Genomic DNA, 22,406 nt, shown 5'->3' with positions numbered 1-22,406 from the left:
GTGATTATCCTTTTACAATAGCTTCATCTAGATTAAAAATCAAACTTGTGACTGCACTAAAGGCATATAGTTTTTCTTTGTCAACAGCCATATCGGTCGCTGTTACATTTTTAGTTTCATCATAATTTGCTTCAGATTCCTGTAGAAATGCGAGTAAGTTCTGTACTTCTGTTTCATCAGGAGCGCGCGAGGTAATTTTTTTAAAGATCGTATGTATGCGATCTTGGTCTGTTAGGCTGTTATCTTGTAGCATTTGAGTGGCTAATACATTTGCCGCTTCAATAAGCTGAGGGTCATTAAGCATCACAAGGGCTTGTAATGGGGTACTGGTTTTTTGACGTTCTACGGTACAATAATCTCGTGTGGCCGCATCAAAGGTCATCATAGATGGTGGTGGCACCGTTCGTTTCCAGAAGGTATATAAGCTTCTTCTGTATACATTTTCTCCGGTGTCCATGATATATTCGGTGAGCCCTTGTCCTGAAGTGGTTTCTGCCCAAAGTCCTTTGGGTTGATATGGTTTTACACTTGGGCCGCCTATCTTTTCGACAAGGAGTCCGCTTACGGCAAGCGCATTATCTCTAATCATCTCGGCGGTTAGTTTTTGGCGTGTACTCCTGGCGAGTAATACATTATAGGGGTCTGCTTCTAAGAGTTCTGGACTTGTTTTAGAGGTTTGTTGGTAGGTATTAGATAAGACCATACGTTTGATCATTTTTTTGATATCCCAACCTTCTTCTCTAAAAGTGATAGCGAGCCAGTCTAATAGTTCTGGGTGGGACGGTAAGGCACCTTGGTTTCCAAAATCAGAACTAGAAGCAACGATCCCTGTTCCAAAAATTTGTTGCCATAATCTATTGACAGCTACGCGAGCCGTTAGTGTATTCTTTTCATCAAAAAGCCATTTAGAGAGTCCGAGTCTGTTATTTTCAAAGTCATCAAAAGCAAGTACGGCTTTTGGGGTGTTAGCTTGTACTTCATCTCCATAGGCATCATAAGCGCCTCTTTTTAAAATGTATGTTTTTCGGGTAGGTGCATCATCTTTCATGACCATAAGCTGTACTTCTGGTATAGAATCTGGCATATTAATAAATGAAAGTAATTCTTTGGTTTGTTGTTGTGTGATTTTGAGATTAGGTTCAGGAATTTCTCCATAATCGATACGTCCCTTTTCATTCACCTTATTAAAGAAACTGTAAAAACTAAAGTATTCTTTTTGAGAAATAGGATCGTATTTATGGTCATGGCATTGTGCACATTCCATGGTGAGTCCTAATAAAGATTTGGAAACCGTATTGGTTCTATCTAATACATACTCTACACGGTATTCTTCATCTATCACACCCCCTTCTTGTGTAATCTTATGATTTCTATTAAAACCTGTGGCTATAATTTGTTCTAAGCTAGCATCAGGGAGTAAATCTCCGGCTAATTGCCAGGTTACAAAATCGTCATAAGGGAGATTTTTATTAAAAGCGTTAATCACCCAATCGCGCCATGGCCACATCACACGTTCCAAGTCATCTTGATATCCGTGCGTGTCTGAATAGCGAGCAATGTCTAACCAACTTGTGGTCATATGCTCGCCATATTGTGTAGAGTTTAGTAAACTATCGACAATACTTTCGTATGCGTTAGGGTTGCTGTTATTCACAAAGGCGTCTATTTCAGAAACGCTTGGTGGGAGTCCTGTAAGATCAAAATAGACACGGCGTATGAGTTTTTCTTTGCTGGCTCTTTCAGAAGGTGATAATCCTTGTTGTTCCAGTTTTTTAATAATGAAGTTGTCAATTTCATTGGCGGCAAGACTTGTATTGGTAATCTGTGGTGTTTCTTTTTTTTGGGGAGCTACAAATGCCCAATGGTCTTTCCAAACAGCACCTTGGTCAATCCATTTGGTCAGCACTTGTTTCTCATAGTCAGTCAGACTCAGGTTTGAATCTTCAGGTGGCATCAACTTTTCTGTTCCCACAGCATGTATTCTAGAGACGAGTTGGCTGGTAAGAGTATCGTTCGGTACAATGGCAAATCTGTCTTGGTTTGGACCTATGGCTGCAAATGCTCCTTCTTTAGTGTCTAGACGCAAGTTAGCTTCTCGTGTGCCATCATCAGGACCGTGGCATAAATAACATCTATCAGAGAGAATGGGTTTTACATCAAAAATATAATCGATGGTTTCTGGAAGTACTTTGGTTTTACTTGCTAATTCAGGATTACTAGCATCTATGGCTGTGTAGTCTTGTGGTGTCTCTTTTGAGATATATTTATATCCCAATACTACCGCAAAAGGAATGACAAAGTACAATAACCATGTAAATGATGTATGCTGTTTTTTCTTCTTCAAAGTAGTGAGCGTTTTATTGCTATTTACAGTAGGATTAATAGAATGATAACTCTGAAATTTATAATTAAATAATTCTCCAACAAGATACTAAATCTATTACTTATTTATAGGTCTTTTTATATTGTTGAGATGATTTATTGAAGCGTGTGTATGTATTATTTTGATCGTGTTGTATATGCTTTCGCGAAAGCGTATAACGAACCTTATTTCTAACTGCAGGATACGCTATTTAGGACGCAATGTAATGTCTTGTTTAACCTTTAAATATTGTGTGCCTACCATATTCTGTGTTTTTTTATTAATTAATTTTATGAAACATAAAGCATAAAATACTGTTTGTCAATTATTTAAAATATATTTCTTTTACGGCATAAATTTAGGTTATAAGGTAATTGTAAAATTCTATATCTGAACAGAAAGTACAATTATAAACCTTAAAAAAATGTATATACAAATAGAAGTAACAGCGTTTTTACAACTAAAATCTATTATTGAGAACGCTAAAAAAGGGTACAAGCTAATCCTTAAAATAATATTTAAAAACCTAAGACTACAATTTCTGAAAAGAAAATCAGAGAGATCAAATGTTACTAATACTCATTTACACATTGGTAATCCTGTAGGGGCATCTTATCCTTTAGGAACATCAAATATGATTAATTCTTTTCCAGAAGATACCCAAAATCAGAATGATTCTATACTACAAGAGTGTTTAAACCGTATGCCGGCAATACAGAGAAATGCATTTGTTTATAAAACTTTTGAAGATAAGAGGACATCATCCATTTGCACAGATTTAGACATTAATGAAGCTGTATTCTGGAAACTTATACAGAATGCTAGAAAAGAACTTATAGAAAGTTTAGACCTCGCCTAAAATCTTCCAAACAAAATTTAAGCAACATATTCATTTATTAACCCACCCATTCATACTTATTTATTATGTTATCAATTAATTATCAAATACCAAGTTTTACTTTTAAACCTAAAGAAACGACTGTTACTTATTTATATACAGAAGAGTCGTTAACAGAAATAGTAGACATGGAAAGTACTGAAGAAGATACTACAGAAATAGTAGTAGATAAGAGTACTTATAAAGATCGTATTCTTACCTATTTCCGCAATGAACTTCTTATTGTATATGTTTCTGAAATCGCTTATATCTATAAGGAAAACTCTATCACCTATGTAGTGAATATGAATGGACAGAAGAGTGTGTCAAATAATAGTTTAGATACTCTTTTTGCTGAGTTAGATCATCATTATTTCTTTAGAGTAAATAGACAAGTAATTTTAGGAGTTTCAGCAATTAAAAAGATTGTTAAAATGGGGCAAGGATTAAAAATAGAAACTTTTCCTGCTTCAGAGAATCCAATATTTGTAGGAAAAAATAAATCGCTAGCATTTAAGAATTGGTTAAATAGCTAATCCTTCAAAAGTTAAACAAAAATGAATGTGATGCTATGAAAGTTGCATTTTTAATTAATTTTTTCACTAAAAAAGATTGTTTTGTTTAACAAAATGTTTAAATTGTTTCACGCTTGTTTAATTGGTAATTATATTATAATAAGCAATAGGATTAGTGAATGACATTGTATTTTTGTTAGTATACATGAATGCGCAAAACAATTTAAAATGGGGAAAATTCTTATTGTAGAAGATGAGTTTATCATCGCTCAAGATTTAAGAAGAATTGTATCTGGTCTAGGGCATGCTGTTATGGGGATGGCAAAATCTGCAGATGAGGCTATGAAAAAAATAGCCAATGAGCCTCCAGATCTAGTGTTATTGGATATTCATATTATAGGAGATTTAAGAGGTACTGAGCTTGCTGTAAAAATAAGAGAAGAATTTGGGCTTCCTTTTATCTATGTTACTTCATATTCTGATTCGGGTACCTTAAGCGAAATGACCCGAACAAATCCATTGGGATATATTCTAAAACCTTTTGATGAGCGAGATATTAGAGTTGCTTTAGATTTAGGGTTTCGAAAAATAGATACAGATAATACACCTTTACCCACTAAGACTTCTGAGGGTAAAGCAACTGCTAATAACTCAGGAATTAGCACCGTTTATATCCCAGATATTATAGGGGAAAGTGATGCTATTGCTAAAACATTAAAACAAGTTCAACAAGTTGCATTTACAGATATAACAGTACTTATCCAAGGAGAGACAGGGACTGGAAAAGAACTTATTATGGAGGCTCTTCATAAAAGTTCACCTAGAAAAAAGAAATCTTTAGTTAAAGTTAATTGTGCAGCACTGCCAAGTGATTTGATTGAATCTGTTTTATTTGGGCATGAAAAAGGAAGTTTTACAGGGGCAACTGAGAAAAGAATAGGAAAATTTGAACAAGCCAATGGAGGTACTTTATTTTTAGATGAAATAGGCGAACTTCCTTTAAATAGTCAATCAAAGTTACTGCGCTGTATTCAAGAAAAAGAAATTGAAACGGTAGGTGGAATTATATCTAAGAAAATAGATGTACGCATTATAGCAGCAACAAATAGAAACCTGGAAGAAGAGGTAGAGAAAGGAACCTTCCGAGCAGATCTATTTTTTAGACTTAGTATATTCCCAATATCTGTACCTCCGTTAAGAGAGCGTGGTAAAGATATCGAACTTCTGGCAAACTACTTTATGAATCGTTTCTCTAAAGAGATTAATAGGCCATGTCCAGAATTAGATAAAGAAACTCTTAGGGGCATAATGCAGCATGAATGGCCTGGTAATGTTAGAGAATTACAGCACTTTATAGAGAGAGGTATTTTACTTGCCGAAGACGACATATTATTCAATTCTCTAGATAATAACGATGCTAAAGGGCCAGATAATCTACAGAAAGAATTTGAATTAAAATCACTTCAAGATGTAGAGCGTGAGCAGATTATCCAGACATTAAAGTATTGTAAAGGAAAGGTTAGAGGAAAAGGAGGTGCCGCTGAAATTCTTAAATTACATCCAAGTACACTTGACTTCAGAATTAAAAAATTAGATATTAAAAAGGAAAATGAATATACATAATACGACAGTATTAAAAATAGACTCCTTTTGTCATTGTGCGCCTTATTGATGCGTTTTGAGAATAGTCAGGTTTTAAAGATTCTTTGCGGGAGATCGCATAATTATCTATTATAACAATATCTCCAGAACACCATCTATGTGTATAAACAGATATCTTTTTTGAAAATAAATCGTTCAAATGTGATACGGTCTCATTTATATTTTTAAATAAAATCTCCCCTGTATTTGTACAAATGTCAAATACTTCTTTTGCAAATCTGAAATCAAAGTAAATACTAGGGTTTCCTGTAAAGGGATGTACCCATAATAAAGGATGTATCGCATCGTTCCCTGAATACATTACCTTTATTCCATCCCATCTTCTTTTTACATCTTCATTAAGCTTTGCATAAATTTGGTGCAAACTAATAAAAGAAGTTTCCCATTCTTGATCAATAGTATCTGTCATCTGGAAGATACTTATATGTGCTGGATTTTTTGAATGAGAGTAATCACTATGCCATAAAGAACTTGAAAGATAGGTGTCGTTGGTTGTATTGAATTGTCCTGACATCTTTACATGAGGTGCTATATAACTTACTTTTTCATGAGGTACCCCGAAAAGGGTTGTAATTTTTAAGTGTTCTTCTTCACTTAGTATACGATGTGAAGGAATGACGATCATTCCTTTATGTTTTAATAAAGATTGAAGCCTAATAATTTCTTGATCACTAATGCCCGTTAGGTCTAATTTATTATTGATTTGTACGCCAAATGAAGTTTTTAAATTTTGTAAATCAGTAATATTCTTTCGTATGAGCTTTTTTATTCCGAGGTTTTGAGTAATTTTTCTTAATCCTAAATCCATCATTCCAATTAGTTAAGTTGTATAGCATTTTTTTGTTCTACTTTATGAGTAGATGTTTTTATAAATGCAATAGATATACCGTGTATGTATTAGTAATTAATTTTATTTCAACAAACTGACTGTTAGATTGTTACATCAAAAATGTTTTTGATTAATACCAAATCACTAAGAATGATTATCCAATATTTAATAGAAGTTACAATTTATTGTGTTTTTGTATTGAGGGGAAACTTTGAAACAAGGTGTTTTTTTAAATAGAAAGAAGCAGTGTTTTAATTATGTAGTTGTAGGTTCTTCCATATGCATTGTAAATGTTGTGCCTTGTTCTTGATTGATTTGAATTTCACCGTGTAATTGCTCTACCAATCCTTGTACCAATTGCATTCCAAAAGACGAAAGGTTATTAAGGTCAAAATCTTGAGGGAGTCCCTTCCCATTATCTTTAATGATAAGGCGGTATTTAGAAGAATCATCAATTTGATTAAAAACAATTTTAATAGAGTTGTTTATGGCATTTTTATCTGAAAACGCATATTTGTAGCAATTTGTTATTAATTCATTTAAAATTAACCCCAGAGGGACTGCTAATCCTATTTGAATTTGTTTAGGATCAATATCCAAATCAAACTGAATCTTTGTATTGTCTTTTTCGAAGCTTTTTTGAATATGGTCAATGAGCTCTCTTATGTATGAAGAAACAGAAACTTTTGCAAACTGATTTCCTTTATAAAGATTTTGATGAATAATGGCCATTGACTTTATTTTATTCTGACTCTCTTGAAGTATTGCTTTTAATTCATTATTCGTGATGTGCTTATCAATTTGAGTACCTAAAAGGCTTGAGATAATTTGAAGATTATTTTTAACACGATGATGGATTTCACGCATGAGTAATTGATTTTCTTCATTTTTTTCTTCAATAATTTTTAGTGCTTTTTGTTTAAGACGGTATCTATTAGAAACAACTCCTAAAAGTAACATAACAAGTACTAAAAAAATCATTAAACCAATTTCTAAGTATCGTTGTTTCTCTGCATTTACTTGCTGAATTTTATTTTGATTTTCTAAGACAATTATTTCTTGATTCTTTTTTTCTGTCTCTTTTGCAAACTCTATACGCTCAGCAATTTTTATTTTTCTTTCGTTTTCTACGCTGTCTTTGTAAATAACATGCTGTTTGTAATATTGAAGACTTCTTTCAGGGTTTTTATATATAGAATCAATTTCGGAAAGGCTTAAGTAAGCAATACTGATCTCATCTTTTCGAATATTATTATTTTTATTAAACGCTATGCTCTCCAAGAATAGTTCTGATGCTTTTTCAAAATACGTTCTAGCTTCTTTCTTTTTATTTTGCTTTAGATTTACTCTTCCTATCAATTCTGCAGAACCAGCTTCTCTAAATGTATAGTTTATCGAATCATGAAATCTCTCAGACTTTAAAAAATATTTTTTTGCTTTGTCATATTCTTCTAAATGCAGATAACATATTCCAATTCCATGAAGGGCAGAACCATTGCTACTATTATTTATAGTATTAGCTAATTCTAGCGTTTGTTCATGGATATCTATGGCTTTTCTATATTCTTGAATATCCTGATATATGTTTGCCATATTGGACATAGGAGCCATCTGAAAAGTCAAATTATTATCTTGTTTATAATAATCTATAGAAAGATTATAGTATTCAATCGCTTTTTCATAATTTTTATTATCCTGATTTATGAAAGCCAAATTTGTATAAAAAATCCCTTTGCTCTCTAAAGAAACAGATGGGTCGTCCAATAGTTTTGTAGCATCTACTAATAAATTAGAAGCTTCTTGTGTATACTCCAAAAGTAAATACTCCGTACTCAAATCAATAGCTACATCTATAATCTTATCTTTAGAGGCACCATATTTATTAGCTACCTCATAAGCTTTATTGTAATAATATAATCCTTCTGTGTAATTCTCCTGATCTATCAGTAATCGTCCCAATGCTTTATTTGAAAACAATAAACCATCCCCATAATCTAATTTTTTAGATAATGCTAATGCTTCTTGTGCATATGGAGTTGCTTTTTCAAAATTTCCTGCATAGATATCAGCATAACATAATGAAATATAGGCTTCTACTTTCTTTTCTTCAGTATCTTCGTATTGTTTTGAAAGTACTAATGCCTGATTTGCATAGTAACGTATACTATCCAGGTTTTCGGTGTCAATCTTACTATAATATAGACTTAATTCAAGAAAAGGGTCTATTTTTTCTTTAGTATCTACTTGTTTTATAAGTCGATGCAAGCTATCTAATTCGGTATTATTTTTTTCAGAAACTTGCCCGTATGTATAGCCATAAAAGAAGATAATAAGTAGTATACGTACTAATGTTTTTGAAGTAAATATCATTTCTAAGAAGCTATAAACAGACTATATGTGATGATTAAAGATACTAAACTTGGGTATAGATGTACTCGTTATTTTATATTAAGCATTTAGTGATGCCATTCTTTATTTATTTCTAACATCAATCTTTTTCGAGCTCTATGTATGGTTACCCAAAAATTATCTACTGTAATATCTAGCTCATTACAAATATCTTCTGTACTCATTTTCTGAATTGTTTTCATAGTGAGTGCTTTGTTTTGTTTTTTTGGAAGTTTAGCAATGTTTTCAAAAACTAAAGTTTCAAACTCTTGAGCTTCAAGTTTTACATCTCCAGAGATATTTGTGCGATCTTCATAACGTTCTTCTAGCCAATTACTGCTATTTGAACTTTCTCTCTGTGTATTGTGAAAACGAACAATAGCCTTATGTTTAGGATTATTGATTTTTCTGTAATAATCTATAATTTTTCGTTTTAAGATAGAAGTTAACCATGTTTTTTCTGTAGCCTCCCCTCTAAAATTGGGAGCTGCCTTTAGTGCAGATAAAAACGTTTCTTGAATAAGATCTTTTGCGGTCTCTTCATCTCGTACTCTTGTAATCGTGTAGTTAAATAAAAAGTCAGCATATGAATTAATCCACTTATTAGGATCGAGTGATTGTGTAGTCATCTTATAATAGATTTTTAAGTAGGGTTAATAGTTAATTGCCTATCATTCTAAATATGTGCCAAATCTATTTTTAATTTTAAAACACTGATAAAGAGTAATTTAAAATATAAAGACGTTAATAATTTTTTTTAAAAACACAATATATTGTGTAAGCGAAAACAATATATCGTACAAAAAAGGTTCACGATGAGAAATCATAGTATGGCTAATAACTAGTTAAGAGCTAGTATAAAGGACTAATAATGCATTATAAGCGGAATGAGAAATATAAATTTCAATACGTTGAAAACGTATAAAGAAGTATTATTTTATTGGTATCGCTAAAGGGTTTAATACCAAGAGGCTTGCTTAGAAATTAAAATTCAGTTTCGTATAAATGTCTCGTTCTTACTCAGAGGTAGTTTATTTTTAAAATCACTTGATTGTATTGTCAAAATCTCCTGACATAATATCTTTTTCTATTTGGTCATGAATCATTTTCATATTTACGAAATCATTCATTCCATTTATTGATTTTGAAAAGGTATATATATAACTTTTAATATATTCTTTTTTCTTCTTTTCATCAATAAATTTTCTACCGTCTATGACTATAAACTGCATAAGAGATCTAATGATTTTTGTGAGCTCAATAGAATTAAGATTTTGGGGTAATTCTTTCATTTCGCGTAAAATATTTCTTGTTAGATAAAGAATAAACCTATTCTATAATTAACCATAGAAGATTCATTGATATTTTGATCATTGCTATTTCTTAAACAAGATATTCCTAATTATGATTTCAAGTTTTTTTATTTTCCTCAACAAATAAATCGCTTTAAATATGCGTTTCATCGATAAAATAAACACTTTAACGATGATTTTCATATCTATTAATGATTACTTGCCTCGGTTCCATAATGGTAGAACTGTGTTTTTCTACTCATTTTAGAACGCAGGTAGTTTGTTGTGTAATTGATTGTCTAGTAGAAATAAAACAAAAAATGCTTTCTTTTGGAGACATTTTTTCTATGAAGCTTCATGCCAAAAAGAAGTGCGTTTTTATAAAGAGTAATAAGGAGTCATATAAGATCTTTACATCCAGAATTCCAATTAAGCACATTTTTAGTTTTATTATACGCTTTCGCGAAAGCGTATAAAGAAGCATTAATTTTTAGGATACACGTATTATTTTTAACGTTATATGTTTAAAAAACGTCTAAGCTTGAGAATACTTATAAAAAGTGATTTCCGATTGGCTATAGAGATGAATATTTTTTGCTTGCGACCTTGACCCGTTGTCTCCACAGGATAATACCCATTTTTCGCTAAAGAATGAATGATATTTTTTGCAAAAGAAATGTTGTAGTCAAACCTGTATAAACTGAATAATAATCCAAAAATATTATTATTAAACCAAGGCTTAAAAACTTCAAATTCATTGTGTAGTGTTCCTCTTGATTTTTCAAAAAAAGCTTTAAGATATACTAACGTTTTTACAGAGTCAATAGCTAGATTTTTGAGATGCGTTTGCGCTCTTTTTTTACTAGATCCATTTGGGTTTGTAAGGTAATTATATCCAATAATTTTGGGAATGGTGACTTTTTGAGCATGACAAAATACTTTGATGCAAAAATCAAAATCTTCTCCATTCATGACGTCAATAAACCGAATATGATGATTTTCGATAAGGTCCCTTTTAATCACTCTACTCCACACATTACTGTCATAAATACGAGCCTCTATAATTTGTGATACGGTATATTCTCCTGGAGCATAGATACGTTGTCCCAGCAAGGTATCTTTATCTACCCAATTAATCCCAAAAAGGAGAAGTTCTGGAGCTGTTTTGGTCAAGATGTTATATACTTCTCCAATAAAATGATCGCTTAAATAATCATCTGCATCTATAAGCCAGACGTATGACCCTTTGGCTTCATCCAACCCTCTATTCCTTGCTGCACTTACTCCCGCATTATCTTGATTTATAACAATGAGTCTCGTGTCCTGAATGGCTTGCAATTCTTTTAAACTAGTATCTGTAGAACCATCATTTACAGCAATGACCTCTATGTCCATAGAGTTGTCACAGAAATCTAAAATAGAAAGGATGCATTTTTTAATAAACTTCTCTGTATTGTAAACAGGAATGATAACGCTTAAAACCATAAAAGTGTTAAAAAGAGATTATGATGATATTTTAAAATAAAAAGGATGCTATGGCAATATTAGAAATACAACAAAAAGTAATGATATAAAGTAAGGTAGTAAATAAGTATCGGAAGCTAATTTTATACTAAAAAGTAAATCTATTACTTTTTTAGTAGAATCTTGGTGTACTGCTTATTATTAAAACAGCATATTTAGAAATTCGATACTGAAGCATTTAAAATAGGATGCTTAGATACTATTTAAACCCGTTGTGCATTTAGAAAAAATAGCGTGGATTTAGATACTATATTTTCATTCTTGTCCTCAAATCCTAAAGGATGGAATGAAAATTTCTATTATTCACCCTTTAGGGTAGGGGAAAAAGTAGTAGAAATAGAATCAAATGCACAACGGGTTATTTAAATGTTTTTTATGCTTTCGCGAAATTGAACTTGTGAGACCTGTCTGCGGGCAGGTTCATAATCATAGAAAACACGAAGAGGGATAGCTCATACAGATTATGTTGAAATATATATGTTACCTGCAAAACTCTTAAGTAAACAGGAAAGAATGAGTTATATGCAGTAGCACATAATATTTTAAATTGCTCATTGTTAGTGATATAAGATTTCTGCTACTCTTTTGAGACCCCTTATTTTTTGTTTGCGTTGACGCTTTCTGCTTAATTTGATACTAGTTAAAATAAAGATCCCCAGATCTTAAACTAGATGATGTATGATTCCTCCAATTCAATACACAAAATGCGGAACTGTTAATATTGCCTATCAAGTATTTGGTACAGGTCCCGTAGATCTTGTATATATTCCAGGATGGGTTTCTAATATAGATTGGATGTGGGCATGTCCAGAATTAGTTCACTTCTTTGAAGAATTAGGGAAAATAGCTAGAATTATCCTCTTTGATAAACGAGGAACAGGCCTTTCAGATAGAATGGAGTCATATGCCACACTGGAAGAGCGTATGGAAGACATCAAAGCAGTAATGGATGCAGCTAATTCTAAAAGAGCGATTTTATTCGGACATTCAGAAGGAGGAAGTGCGTCTGCTTTATTCAGTGCTACGTATCCCAATCGAGTATTGGCATTAATGGCGTTTGGAATTTTTGCAAAACGACGCTATTCAGAAGACTATCCATGGGCGCCTACAGACCAAGAACGCCAGGGAGTATATGATATGATTGAGCATAGTTGGGGAAGCGGTCAAATGAATTTAGAAACATTAGCCCCTTCTAAAGCAAAAGATCCAGCATTTATGAATTGGCTCGCTAGTTATTTCAGATCAGGAGCCAGTCCTTCGGCAGCGATGCTACTTACAAAGATGAATACCCAAGTAAATATTACAGATATTTTATCCTACATCAAAGTACCTACCCTTTTAATGCAGCGTACTCATGATATTGATGTAAAGATTGAAGAAGGAAGATTTATTGCAGAGCGTATTGAGGATGCAAAATTTGTTGAGTTTGATGGAGAAGATCATCTTTTTTGGGCTGGAAATACAGAAGAAGTGTTGGTAGAAATGAAAGACTTTATAGGGTCATTATCAAAAAGAAATGTCTACAAAAAAGGCTTAATTACCATGCTATTTGGTCACATTGAAAAAATACCTCATAAAAGATATAAAACCGACTGGATATGCACATTAGTTAATGCATATAATGGGCAATTTATACAAACGAATACCGAATATTTTGTTGCTACTTTTACATCTGCCAAAAATGCAGCAAATTGTAGTTTACAATTACTGGAAAAATCCAAAAAATTTGGTTTGTGTTCTACGATGGGAATGTATGCCCGAGAGGGAAATATCATAGATAGATGTCAATTAACAACAGAAGACATTTATATGATAAAAACCATACGCTTACAAGCACATTTAAATCAAATTCTTGTATCTCAGACCGTAAAAAATATACTATCTGGAGGCGATGTTAAGTTTATTAAAACTGCCGCTATCTTAAAATATCAATCTACGAAAATATGTGAGTTATTCGTGGCAGAAAGTAAAACCGAAGTGATACAAGAGGTACCACATCAGGAACTTATTAGTGATCCAAATGACGAGAGCTTTCTAGAAAAATTACTAGTAGTTATTGAACAAAATTTAGATAATACAGACTTTGGAATAGAGACTCTTTGTAGAGATTTATCATTAAGTGAACGTCAATTACAAAGAAAAGTAAAAGAAGTCACAGGAAAATCTCTTTGTTCATTGATTACGTCTATGCGACTAAAAAGAGCTAAAACGGCATTACTTTTTTATAAAGATACCGTAGCAGAAGTTGCCTTTCAATTTGGTTTTTCAAGCCCTTCTTATTTTTCAAAATGCTTTAAGAAAGAATTTGGAGTCAGTCCTACAGATATGATTGCTACTCCATAAAACAGATAGCATCTATTTTTATGATTTTTGAAAGATAAAAATGTATCAAAGAGAAACGCTCCAACTTGCTAAAATACCAGTTCAAACTCCCTTTTACAAAAAGTGCATTCCAATGATTTCCGATGCTATTAGAAAAGTAGATGTGATTGAACAAGTATACTTAGACTCGCTAACAGCAATAGTTGCCTTTTATTTTAAAACTGCGCATCAGGTATCAGAAGTATTAAACGTACTCATATCTTTGGGATACCCACCTTTAGAAGATGTAATCAATAAGAAACAGCAAATCCATTCTACCTGTAGCTGTATTTTACATAATATCTCGCTTTCGCGAAAGCATATAACTTAGTACTTGTATAGGTAAACAGCATCTTTACTATGATTGTTGGTGATGCCGATATGAATGACTTGTACTCGCAAATTCTGGGACAGTGCAACAGTTTGAGTAAAAAAACTAATATTTAGTTTGTAAAATAATCTTTCTTCGCTTGGAGGTAAGACCTTTTTTGTTTTCGCGAAAGCGTACAACGAGATATACAAACACAGTGAGAGCGAAGTGGTGGCGAACTTATAAAATTCACGACCATAGAAAGATAGCTCTAAGACGGCAAAAGAAAGTTGAGGAGATTACATTAGATATGGCTTGAAATATGGAGATTTGTTGTTAAAAAATGATTCCAGAGTCCCAGAGCCTTTGGACTTGATTCTCCTCTTGGGCTCCCTTCAATTTTGCTTAGGATATACTTCTTGCCTAAAAGTATTAAAACAAAAACGCTATCAAAAGGTAGTATTTCTTCTATTAAGTTCTTCTTCTTAATTCATTATCGAATCGCATAAATCAGATATTCAGTAATTTGTACAAAAAGTAGAGCTCTTAGGGATCAAACCTAGGGTATAGCCTATTTAATAATGCCACATTTTAGAAAAGTGATTTTAATTATAAATATGTTACGGTAAATTCCTACAAAAATAGATTAAGAAATTAAACAGTTATTTATATTTAATCTATGTTAAGTTATATCAAACTTACAATGACTCATAAAAAATGTTTATTAATACCCGTTGTGCATGTTAAGAAATTTTATCGATTTTTCCCTAATCCTAAAGGGAATATCGACAAAATTTTTAGTTCTTCCTTTAGGGTTGAGGTGAAAACTAAAAATTTCACTAAAAATTAGAGTAATAAACATCTAAATGAACAACGGGTTTATAAATTATTTTAAGAATTGATTTCTCCCCTCTCTGAAGGGTAAATCGAAGAAATCTTCATTACTTCCTTTAGGATTTGAGGAAAATAATGAAGATTGATAGGATACTATGACAATTGTTTTGTCAAAATGCACAACGGGTTTGGACAATACTCTTGTATAAGAGTAAGTAGGTCATTAGTTAATAATTGTCAATTATTCTTTTTTTTTAAAAAACATAATAAATCTATACTTTTTAATCTTTGATAAGGCACTTGTGATTAATACTTAGGCATAAATAAATTTCGATTAAAGGCATTTTTTACCGATTAAAAACGTTAATATAATAATAATGTTATATATATTCGCTCTTCGAATATAATTATATACATTTAAATTAATTGCTAATCAGTATGTTAAAAATTGCAAAAACTCATATAGTATATTTAAAGATTTTTCTCACAAAAAAGAAATAGTCAATTTTCTTTACAGGTAATTTAAGTTAAAAACACATTCTTATATACTATTCAAAATATAGCTTTTCTTATGAAAAAAACTACTTATGGTATAATTTTAAAAAGGTATTGTTTTGCCTTTTTCTTATTTTTAAGTGCGTCATTTAATTTTTATGGACAGACTAAAGGGTTAATATTTGATCCGGCAGGCGCTGGTCAACCTATATTAGATCCTAATGGAGATGGTTATACCTCTGCTACCAATGCTGGATTTATGTCTGATGATGAAACAGAAAGTGAAATCCCATATGTTGGTTTTCCAAGTGTAGGAGCTGGTGAGCCAGATAGCGATTTAGGTCCAGGACCTAGCTGCGGATTTACAGATTTAGTGAGATCTGCAGATAATAATTCTACATATTCCTATTTAGATGCCAGTGATAATTTATTATTTCGTTTCAGGCTAGGTGGTGCTGCTAGTAATTCAAAAGGGTATTCTATATTGATCGATACTGACGAAAGCTTTGGATTTTCTGGTCCCGATGCCGATCCAAATGCTGTGCCTGGAAATCCAGGATTTGAAATTGAAATAGTATTATTAACCAATTTTGGTGTAGCTCTTTTTGATGTTGATGGCGCAACTTCTGGTACAGAAATAGGAGATCATACAGTGGATAGGCCATTTGATGATTTTGCTCAAAAATCGATTGCTCTTTCAGAAATATGTGGAGATGATGATTTCTTTTATGATTTCTATATTCCTTTTGCAGATATAACGACTGCGTTTCCGGGTATCACTACTTCTACGCCGTTACGAATGGTTGGAGCGACAGTCATTAACCCTAATTCAGCATTAGGGAACAGTCTGTCAGATGTATCTGGTGTTGATGATCAAACTGGAACTGATGATACAATTTTTGAGGAAGTAATTGATATTTTTCCACCTACTCCCATTGATGAAATTATCGATGGATTAGCGCCAAGAGCAAATTGTCCAACAATTACAGGTCCCTTAGCCGTTGGTGCAACTTCGATCTCTGGTACATCTACAGAAGTGGATGGAGCTACAATTACTGTATATAGAGATGGGAACCCAGAACCAATTACAACTACAGTTTCAGGAGGAACATGGACATTATCTGGATTGGCTCCTTTCGTGGCTAATGAAATTTTTACGGCAACAACTTTAGTAACAGAAGCTGTTGCAATGGCTACAGGTACTGAAGAAAAATCAGAATCTACAGATGTCTGTAATGCGACTACTGTAGGAGCAGTCTGTTCTCCAACTCCAATAGCAGCAAATCTGTTTTGTTCAAGTGATAGAAGAATTGTAGTGACGGGTTTGCCTAGTGGCGCAACGATTCGATTTTATAATACAGTAACAGGACTTGTAGGTACAGCAGTAGAAAATGGAACAACAGGAGAATATGCTTTTAGTTGTAATGGTAATTTTAATACAGGAAATTGTAATCAAGGAGGAAATTGTGGTTCTCCCTTATCGGGAATCTATTATTATACAGTTCAAGAACCGGGCAATTGTGAGTCCAATGCCTCTCCATTTATATGTATAACAGGAACTCCATCTCAATTACCTACCATTACTACATCCCCTATTTTAGAAACTACCTCTATAATAACCGGAACATTAGATGCAGCTCCATCAGGCACAGCTACAATAACTTTATATATAAATGGTGTTGTTACAACTTTTATGACAACTACTTCGGGAACTACTTGGTCTATATCAGGTATTTCTGGTTTAATGGCTGGTGATAGTATTTCTGTATTTAACCAAGAAGTTGGAGAATGTCCTCAAGAATCAGTAGCTATTTCAGTACAAACACAATCAATAGCCCCAATTATTGAAGGGACATTTTGTACATCTACAGGATTCATTAATGAAGTCAGCGGGACGTCATCTGAAATAGGAGCTACAATAAATATATATACATCTACCACTTCCCCTGTGGCAATAGGAACTTCAATTGGGACAACTATTGTAGCAACTGATGGGAGTTGGACGGTGACAGGACTCTCAATTCCTGTAGGAAATTATATAGCCGCCACAGCAACTAATACTGGGGATTTAGAAAGTGATTTGTCTAATGAAGTTCAAGTGTTTAGCCAAACAACAGATACTGCTACAATAGATACAACTCCATTAGAAGAAGGTGATGCTAGCGTATCTGGTACCACAACAGCACCAGATGGAAGTATTATTCAATTATATATAGATGATACTATAATCCCGGGTTTTACAGCTATGGCTTCTGGAGGCATGTGGACAATTACTGGTTTAGATGCTGCAAGTGCAGGATTTGATGTTTTATATGCTGGAGGTGAAGTAGCTGTTACAGTTCAAAATGGGATGTTATGTGAAAGTAATTTAGTAACAGGACCTATCATAGGGTGTAGATTGCCAGTTAATCAGAGTTTCAGCGCAACCACCACCACGGTTATTTGTGAAGGAGATACGATTACATTTGAAATAACTACCACAGAAAATTTAGTGGTATATGAGCTAATTGATCAAGCTGGAAATGGAGTAGGGCCTGCTGCATTAGGAGACGGTTCTGCACTTGTTTTGACAACATTTCCTTTAACAACTTCAATTACTAGTATTACTGTAAATGCACAACGAATAGGAGGAATTTTATGTGAAACAATATTATCACCTCCTATTGATGTTACGGTTAATGTATTACCAGAAATAGATTTAACATCAAATATGCTAGATGTTTGTGAAGGAGATACTTCGGTTGATTTAGCGTATTTAATAATCGCTAATGGTCCAGCAATTAGTTATAGTATAGATTATGATATGGCTGCAGAAACTGAAGGTTTTTCAGATATCATAGATGATACTAATTTTACTAGCCCAATTACGCTAAGTATCCCTTCAGGAATTCCTGCGGGTACATATACTGGATCTTTTACTATAAAAAATTCTAATTCTATAGAATGTGAAAGTTCGCCAGAGGTCTTTACTATTGTTGTAAATAGCGTTCCTGTTATTTCAATTTCTTCAACAAGCCCTACTAGTTGTGGAGGTACTGATGGAATTATTACATTAAGTGGTTTAAGCCCTTCTACGTTATATGATAATCTTATTTACGACGATAATAGTACCACTGTAAATGCAGGTAGCTTTACTTCAAATGCTAGTGGCGAATTTGAAATTACAGGCCTTGCAGCAAGTTCTTATTCAAATATTATAGTTACACTTAATGGATGTGATTCTAATATAGTAAGCGCTATATTAAGCGACCCAGGAGCTCCTATTATTGGAGAAGGAACACATATAAACCCGACAAGTTGTATAACACCAAACGGAACTATAATTATAACAGGTGTTACTCCAGGAACTTATGATGTTTCATATAGTTTTAATGGAGTTGCACAACCTACACAAAATATAACTACTGGGACATCTGAAATACAAGTTAATGGTTTAGAAGCTGGAGACTATACAAACATTTCAGTAACAGATGCTATGGGGTGTCAATCAAATACAATTGTTGGACCAATCACATTGACAAATACAAATTCTCCTACTATCACCTTAGGAACAAATCCAACAGTTAGTTCAGGAACCACTACAGCCAATTTACCTTATACGTCTACAACGAATAGCCCTGATCAATATCTTATTGATTTTGATACAGCTGCAAATGCAGAAGGATTTGTTGATATTACAACACCAACCAGTCTACCATCTTCTCCTATTGTACTAACGATTCCTGGTGGAGCAACTCCTGGTGTTTACAATGGAACAATTACCGTTATAAATTCTTCAACAGGTTGTATTTCCACTCCTGTTCCGTTTACAGTTACTGTTACCATTAGTACAGGTTGTACTCCTCCGAGTGCGCCATCTGTTACTTTCAATCCAGATACTTATTGTATTGGAGAAACTATTACAGCACCTACCGCTACAGGAACAGCATTACAGTGGTATAGTGATGCTGCTTTGACAATGCCTATTAGTACTGTTAATCCTGCTGCTCCTACAATTGCTGAATTAAATTTTTTGAATACAGTGGTTGGTATGACAACAGTATATGTTACACAAACGATTAGTTGTGAGAGTGCTGCTACCGTAGTTACATTAACTGTCAATCAAGTTCCAGATATCAGTACTACAGATACCCCATCGGTATGTTCTGGTGATAGTTTTGATTTAACAACAATAACCATAACGGATGCTAATAGCACTAGTGCGAGTATTACGTATCATGGTGCTACACCAGCAATGGTAGGGAATGAATTGACAAATAGTACGGTAAGTCCAATAGTTACAACAACGTATTATATTTTAGCAACTACCACAGATGGTTGTATAGATGAACTTCCAGTTACATTAACTGTCAATCAAGTTCCAGATATCAATACTACAGATACTCCTACTATATGTTCTGGTGATAGTTTTGATTTAACAACAGTAACCATAACGGATGCTAATAGCACTAGTGCGAGTATTACGTATCATAGTGCTACACCAGCAATGCTAGGGAATGAATTGACAAATAGTACGGTAAGTCCAACAGTTACAACAACGTATTATATTTTAGCAACTACTACAAACGGTTGTACGGATGAGCTTCCAATAAATGTTGTTGTACAAGAGATTCCAACGGTAGAGGCAGGCGATAATATAGCCTTATGTAGTGATTTTGGAAGTTACACTTTGGTAGGATCAAGTATCGGAGGAGGCGCAACGGAAGGCACATGGAGTATCACCCAACCTACGGGTGGTGATGGAACAGTAAGCCCAATAACGGCGACGGCATCTCCAGATACAGCGACATTCAGTGCTACGGTAGCAGGGGTATATGTACTTACTTTAACTACAGATGCTACGGCGCCATGTACTCCAGCGACAGATACAGTAACGATTACAGTGGAGGAAGCACCTACGGTAGATGCAGGGCCAGCCACGGCGAGTATTTGTTCAAATGGGATGTATACAGTTACAGGTGGAAGCTCTAGTAATGGAACGATTCTTTGGACAACCAGTGGATCAGGAACGTATGATGATGCTACGATCGACAATCCAGTATATACGCCAAGTACATTAGATATTTCCGCAGGTGTAGTGACCCTTACCAAGACAGTAACAGCTACGGGCGCATGTGCAACGAGTCCAGCGGTAGATACGGTAGCATTAACGATAAATGAGGAGCCTACGGTTGCTGCAGGTGATGACATTGCATTATGTAACGACTTTGGAAGTTACACTTTGGTAGGATCAAGTATCGGAGGAGGCGCAACGGAAGGCACATGGAGTATCACCCAACCTACGGGTGGTGATGGAACAGTGAGTCCAACTACGGCTACAACGACCCCAGATACGGCAACATTTAGTGCTACGGTAGCAGGGGTATATGTACTTACTTTAACTACAGATGCTACAGCGCCATGTACGCCAGCGACAGATACAGTAACGATTACAGTGGAGGAAGCACCTACGGTAGATGCAGGACCAGCCACTGCGAGTATTTGTTCAGATGAGATGTATACGGTAACAGGCGGAAGCTCTAGTAATGGAACGATTCTTTGGACAACCAGTGGATCAGGAACGTATGATGATGCTACGATCGACAATCCAGTATATACGCCAAGTGATTTAGATATATCCTCAGGTGTAGTGACCCTTACCAAGACAGTAACAGCTACGGGTGCATGTTCATCGAGTCCAGCGGTAGATACGGTAGCATTAACGATAAATGAGGAGCCTACGGTTGCTGCAGGTGATGACATTGCATTATGTAACGACTTTGGAAGTTACACTTTGGTAGGATCAAGTATCGGAGGAGGCGCAACGGAAGGCACATGGAGTATCACCCAACCTACGGGTGGTGATGGAACAGTAAGCCCAATAACGGCGACGGCATCTCCAGATACAGCGACATTCAGTGCTACGGTAGCAGGGGTATATGTACTTACTTTAACTACAGATGCTACGGCGCCATGTACGCCAGCGACAGATACAGTAACGATTACAGTGGAGGAAGCACCTACGGTAGATGCAGGACCAGCCACTGCGAGTATTTGTTCAGACGAGATGTACACGGTAACAGGCGGAAGCTCGAGTAATGGTACGATATCTTGGACAACTAGCGGTAGTGGTATCTTTAATAATACTACTATTGATAATCCTGTGTATACTCCAAGCGCATTAGATATCACAGCAGGGATGATTACGTTAACCAAGACAGTAAAGGGAATAGGAGCTTGCTCTTCTAGTTTTTTCAGTGATGATATATCCTTAACGATAAATGAGGAGCCTACGGTTGCTGCAGGTGATGACATTGCATTATGTAACGACTTTGGAAGTTACACTTTGGTAGGATCAAGTATTGGAGGAGGCGCAACGGAAGGCACATGGAGTATCACACAACCTACGGGTGGTGATGGAACAGTCACTCCATTGACAGCAACGACGACCCCAGATACGGCAACATTTAGTGCTACGGTAGCAGGGGTATATGTACTTACTTTAACTACAGATGCTACGGCGCCATGTACACCAGCGACAGATACAGTAACGATTACAGTGGAGGAAGCACCTACGGTAGATGCAGGACCAGCCACGGCGAGTATTTGTTCAAATGGGATGTATACAGTTACAGGTGGAAGCTCTAGTAATGGAACGATTCTTTGGACAACCAGTGGATCAGGAACGTATGATGATGCTACGATCGACAATCCAGTATATACGCCAAGTACATTAGATATTTCCGCAGGTGTAGTGACCCTTACCAAGACAGTAACGGCTACGGGCGCATGTTCATCGAGTCCAGCGGTAGATACGGTAGCATTAACGATAAATGAAGAGCCTACGGTTGCTGCAGGTGATGACATTGCATTATGTAACGACTTTGGAAGTTACACTTTGGTAGGATCAAGTATCGGAGGAGGCGCAACGGAAGGCACATGGAGTATCACCCAACCTACGGGTGGTGATGGAACAGT

12 protein-coding genes are annotated in these 22,406 nt (G+C 34.6%); 6 read left to right on the top strand and 6 right to left on the bottom strand.

What is annotated here, in order from left to right:
• Positions 1–4 precede the first annotated feature (4 nt).
• The gene (locus tag Q1A60_RS14575) at positions 5–2,344 is read right to left on the bottom strand and encodes a PSD1 and planctomycete cytochrome C domain-containing protein (RefSeq protein ID WP_299762523.1); all 2,340 of its coding nucleotides are present in this window, start codon (positions 2,342–2,344) and stop codon (positions 5–7) included.
• A 442-nt stretch (positions 2,345–2,786) separates the two neighbouring features.
• On the opposite strand from Q1A60_RS14575, the gene Q1A60_RS14570 reads away from it, so the two are divergent.
• The 3 genes from Q1A60_RS14570 to Q1A60_RS14560 all read left to right on the top strand — a co-directional run bounded on the left by Q1A60_RS14570 (position 2,787) and on the right by Q1A60_RS14560 (position 5,377).
• Positions 2,787–3,221, top strand: coding sequence for a sigma factor-like helix-turn-helix DNA-binding protein (locus tag Q1A60_RS14570; protein WP_299762526.1), 435 nt, complete (start codon positions 2,787–2,789; stop codon positions 3,219–3,221).
• 65 nt (positions 3,222–3,286) lie between these two features.
• Entirely contained in the window at positions 3,287–3,775 is a 489-nt protein-coding gene (locus Q1A60_RS14565; protein WP_299762529.1) for a LytTR family transcriptional regulator DNA-binding domain-containing protein, read from the top strand.
• 207 nt (positions 3,776–3,982) lie between these two features.
• The gene (locus Q1A60_RS14560; protein ID WP_299762532.1) at positions 3,983–5,377 is read left to right on the top strand and encodes a sigma-54 dependent transcriptional regulator; all 1,395 of its coding nucleotides are present in this window, start codon (positions 3,983–3,985) and stop codon (positions 5,375–5,377) included.
• A gap of 10 nt (positions 5,378–5,387) precedes the next feature.
• Here the strand turns inward: Q1A60_RS14560 and Q1A60_RS14555 are convergent, their stop codons facing one another.
• From Q1A60_RS14555 to Q1A60_RS14535, 5 genes are all read right to left on the bottom strand, one after another.
• Positions 5,388–6,227, bottom strand: a complete 840-nt coding sequence (locus Q1A60_RS14555) for a TauD/TfdA family dioxygenase (protein WP_299762535.1) — start codon at positions 6,225–6,227, stop codon at positions 5,388–5,390.
• Between the two features lie 273 nt (positions 6,228–6,500).
• Positions 6,501–8,615: a tetratricopeptide repeat protein gene (locus tag Q1A60_RS14550; RefSeq protein ID WP_299762538.1), complete on the bottom strand. Its 2,115-nt coding sequence runs from the start codon at positions 8,613–8,615 to the stop codon at positions 6,501–6,503.
• 86 nt (positions 8,616–8,701) lie between these two features.
• Positions 8,702–9,262 (bottom strand): sigma-70 family RNA polymerase sigma factor, encoded by a 561-nt coding sequence (locus Q1A60_RS14545; protein WP_299762540.1) that lies wholly within the window; start codon positions 9,260–9,262, stop codon positions 8,702–8,704.
• Positions 9,263–9,676: 414 nt separating this feature from the next.
• Entirely contained in the window at positions 9,677–9,925 is a 249-nt protein-coding gene (locus Q1A60_RS14540) for a hypothetical protein (RefSeq protein ID WP_299762543.1), read from the bottom strand.
• A 516-nt stretch (positions 9,926–10,441) separates the two neighbouring features.
• Positions 10,442–11,410 carry a glycosyltransferase gene (locus Q1A60_RS14535; RefSeq protein WP_299762546.1) on the bottom strand — a complete coding sequence of 323 codons (969 nt, stop codon included), beginning with the start codon at positions 11,408–11,410 and terminating at the stop codon, positions 10,442–10,444.
• 717 nt (positions 11,411–12,127) lie between these two features.
• Here Q1A60_RS14535 and Q1A60_RS14530 point away from each other — a divergent pair.
• The 3 genes from Q1A60_RS14530 to Q1A60_RS14520 all read left to right on the top strand — a co-directional run.
• Positions 12,128–13,792, top strand: coding sequence for an alpha/beta fold hydrolase (locus Q1A60_RS14530; RefSeq protein WP_299762549.1), 1,665 nt, complete (start codon positions 12,128–12,130; stop codon positions 13,790–13,792).
• Positions 13,793–13,832: 40 nt separating this feature from the next.
• A complete protein-coding gene (locus tag Q1A60_RS14525) occupies positions 13,833–14,141 on the top strand; it encodes a hypothetical protein (RefSeq protein WP_299762552.1) in 309 nt (102 codons plus the stop codon).
• A gap of 1,384 nt (positions 14,142–15,525) precedes the next feature.
• Positions 15,526–22,406 (top strand): hypothetical protein (locus tag Q1A60_RS14520; protein ID WP_300007896.1); only part of this gene is annotated, 6,881 nt, incomplete at its 3' end.

The sequence above is a fragment of the uncultured Dokdonia sp. genome, from assembly GCF_947492535.1.
Classification (GTDB): domain Bacteria; phylum Bacteroidota; class Bacteroidia; order Flavobacteriales; family Flavobacteriaceae; genus Dokdonia.
This window is presented reverse-complemented; position numbering and strand designations above follow the sequence as displayed.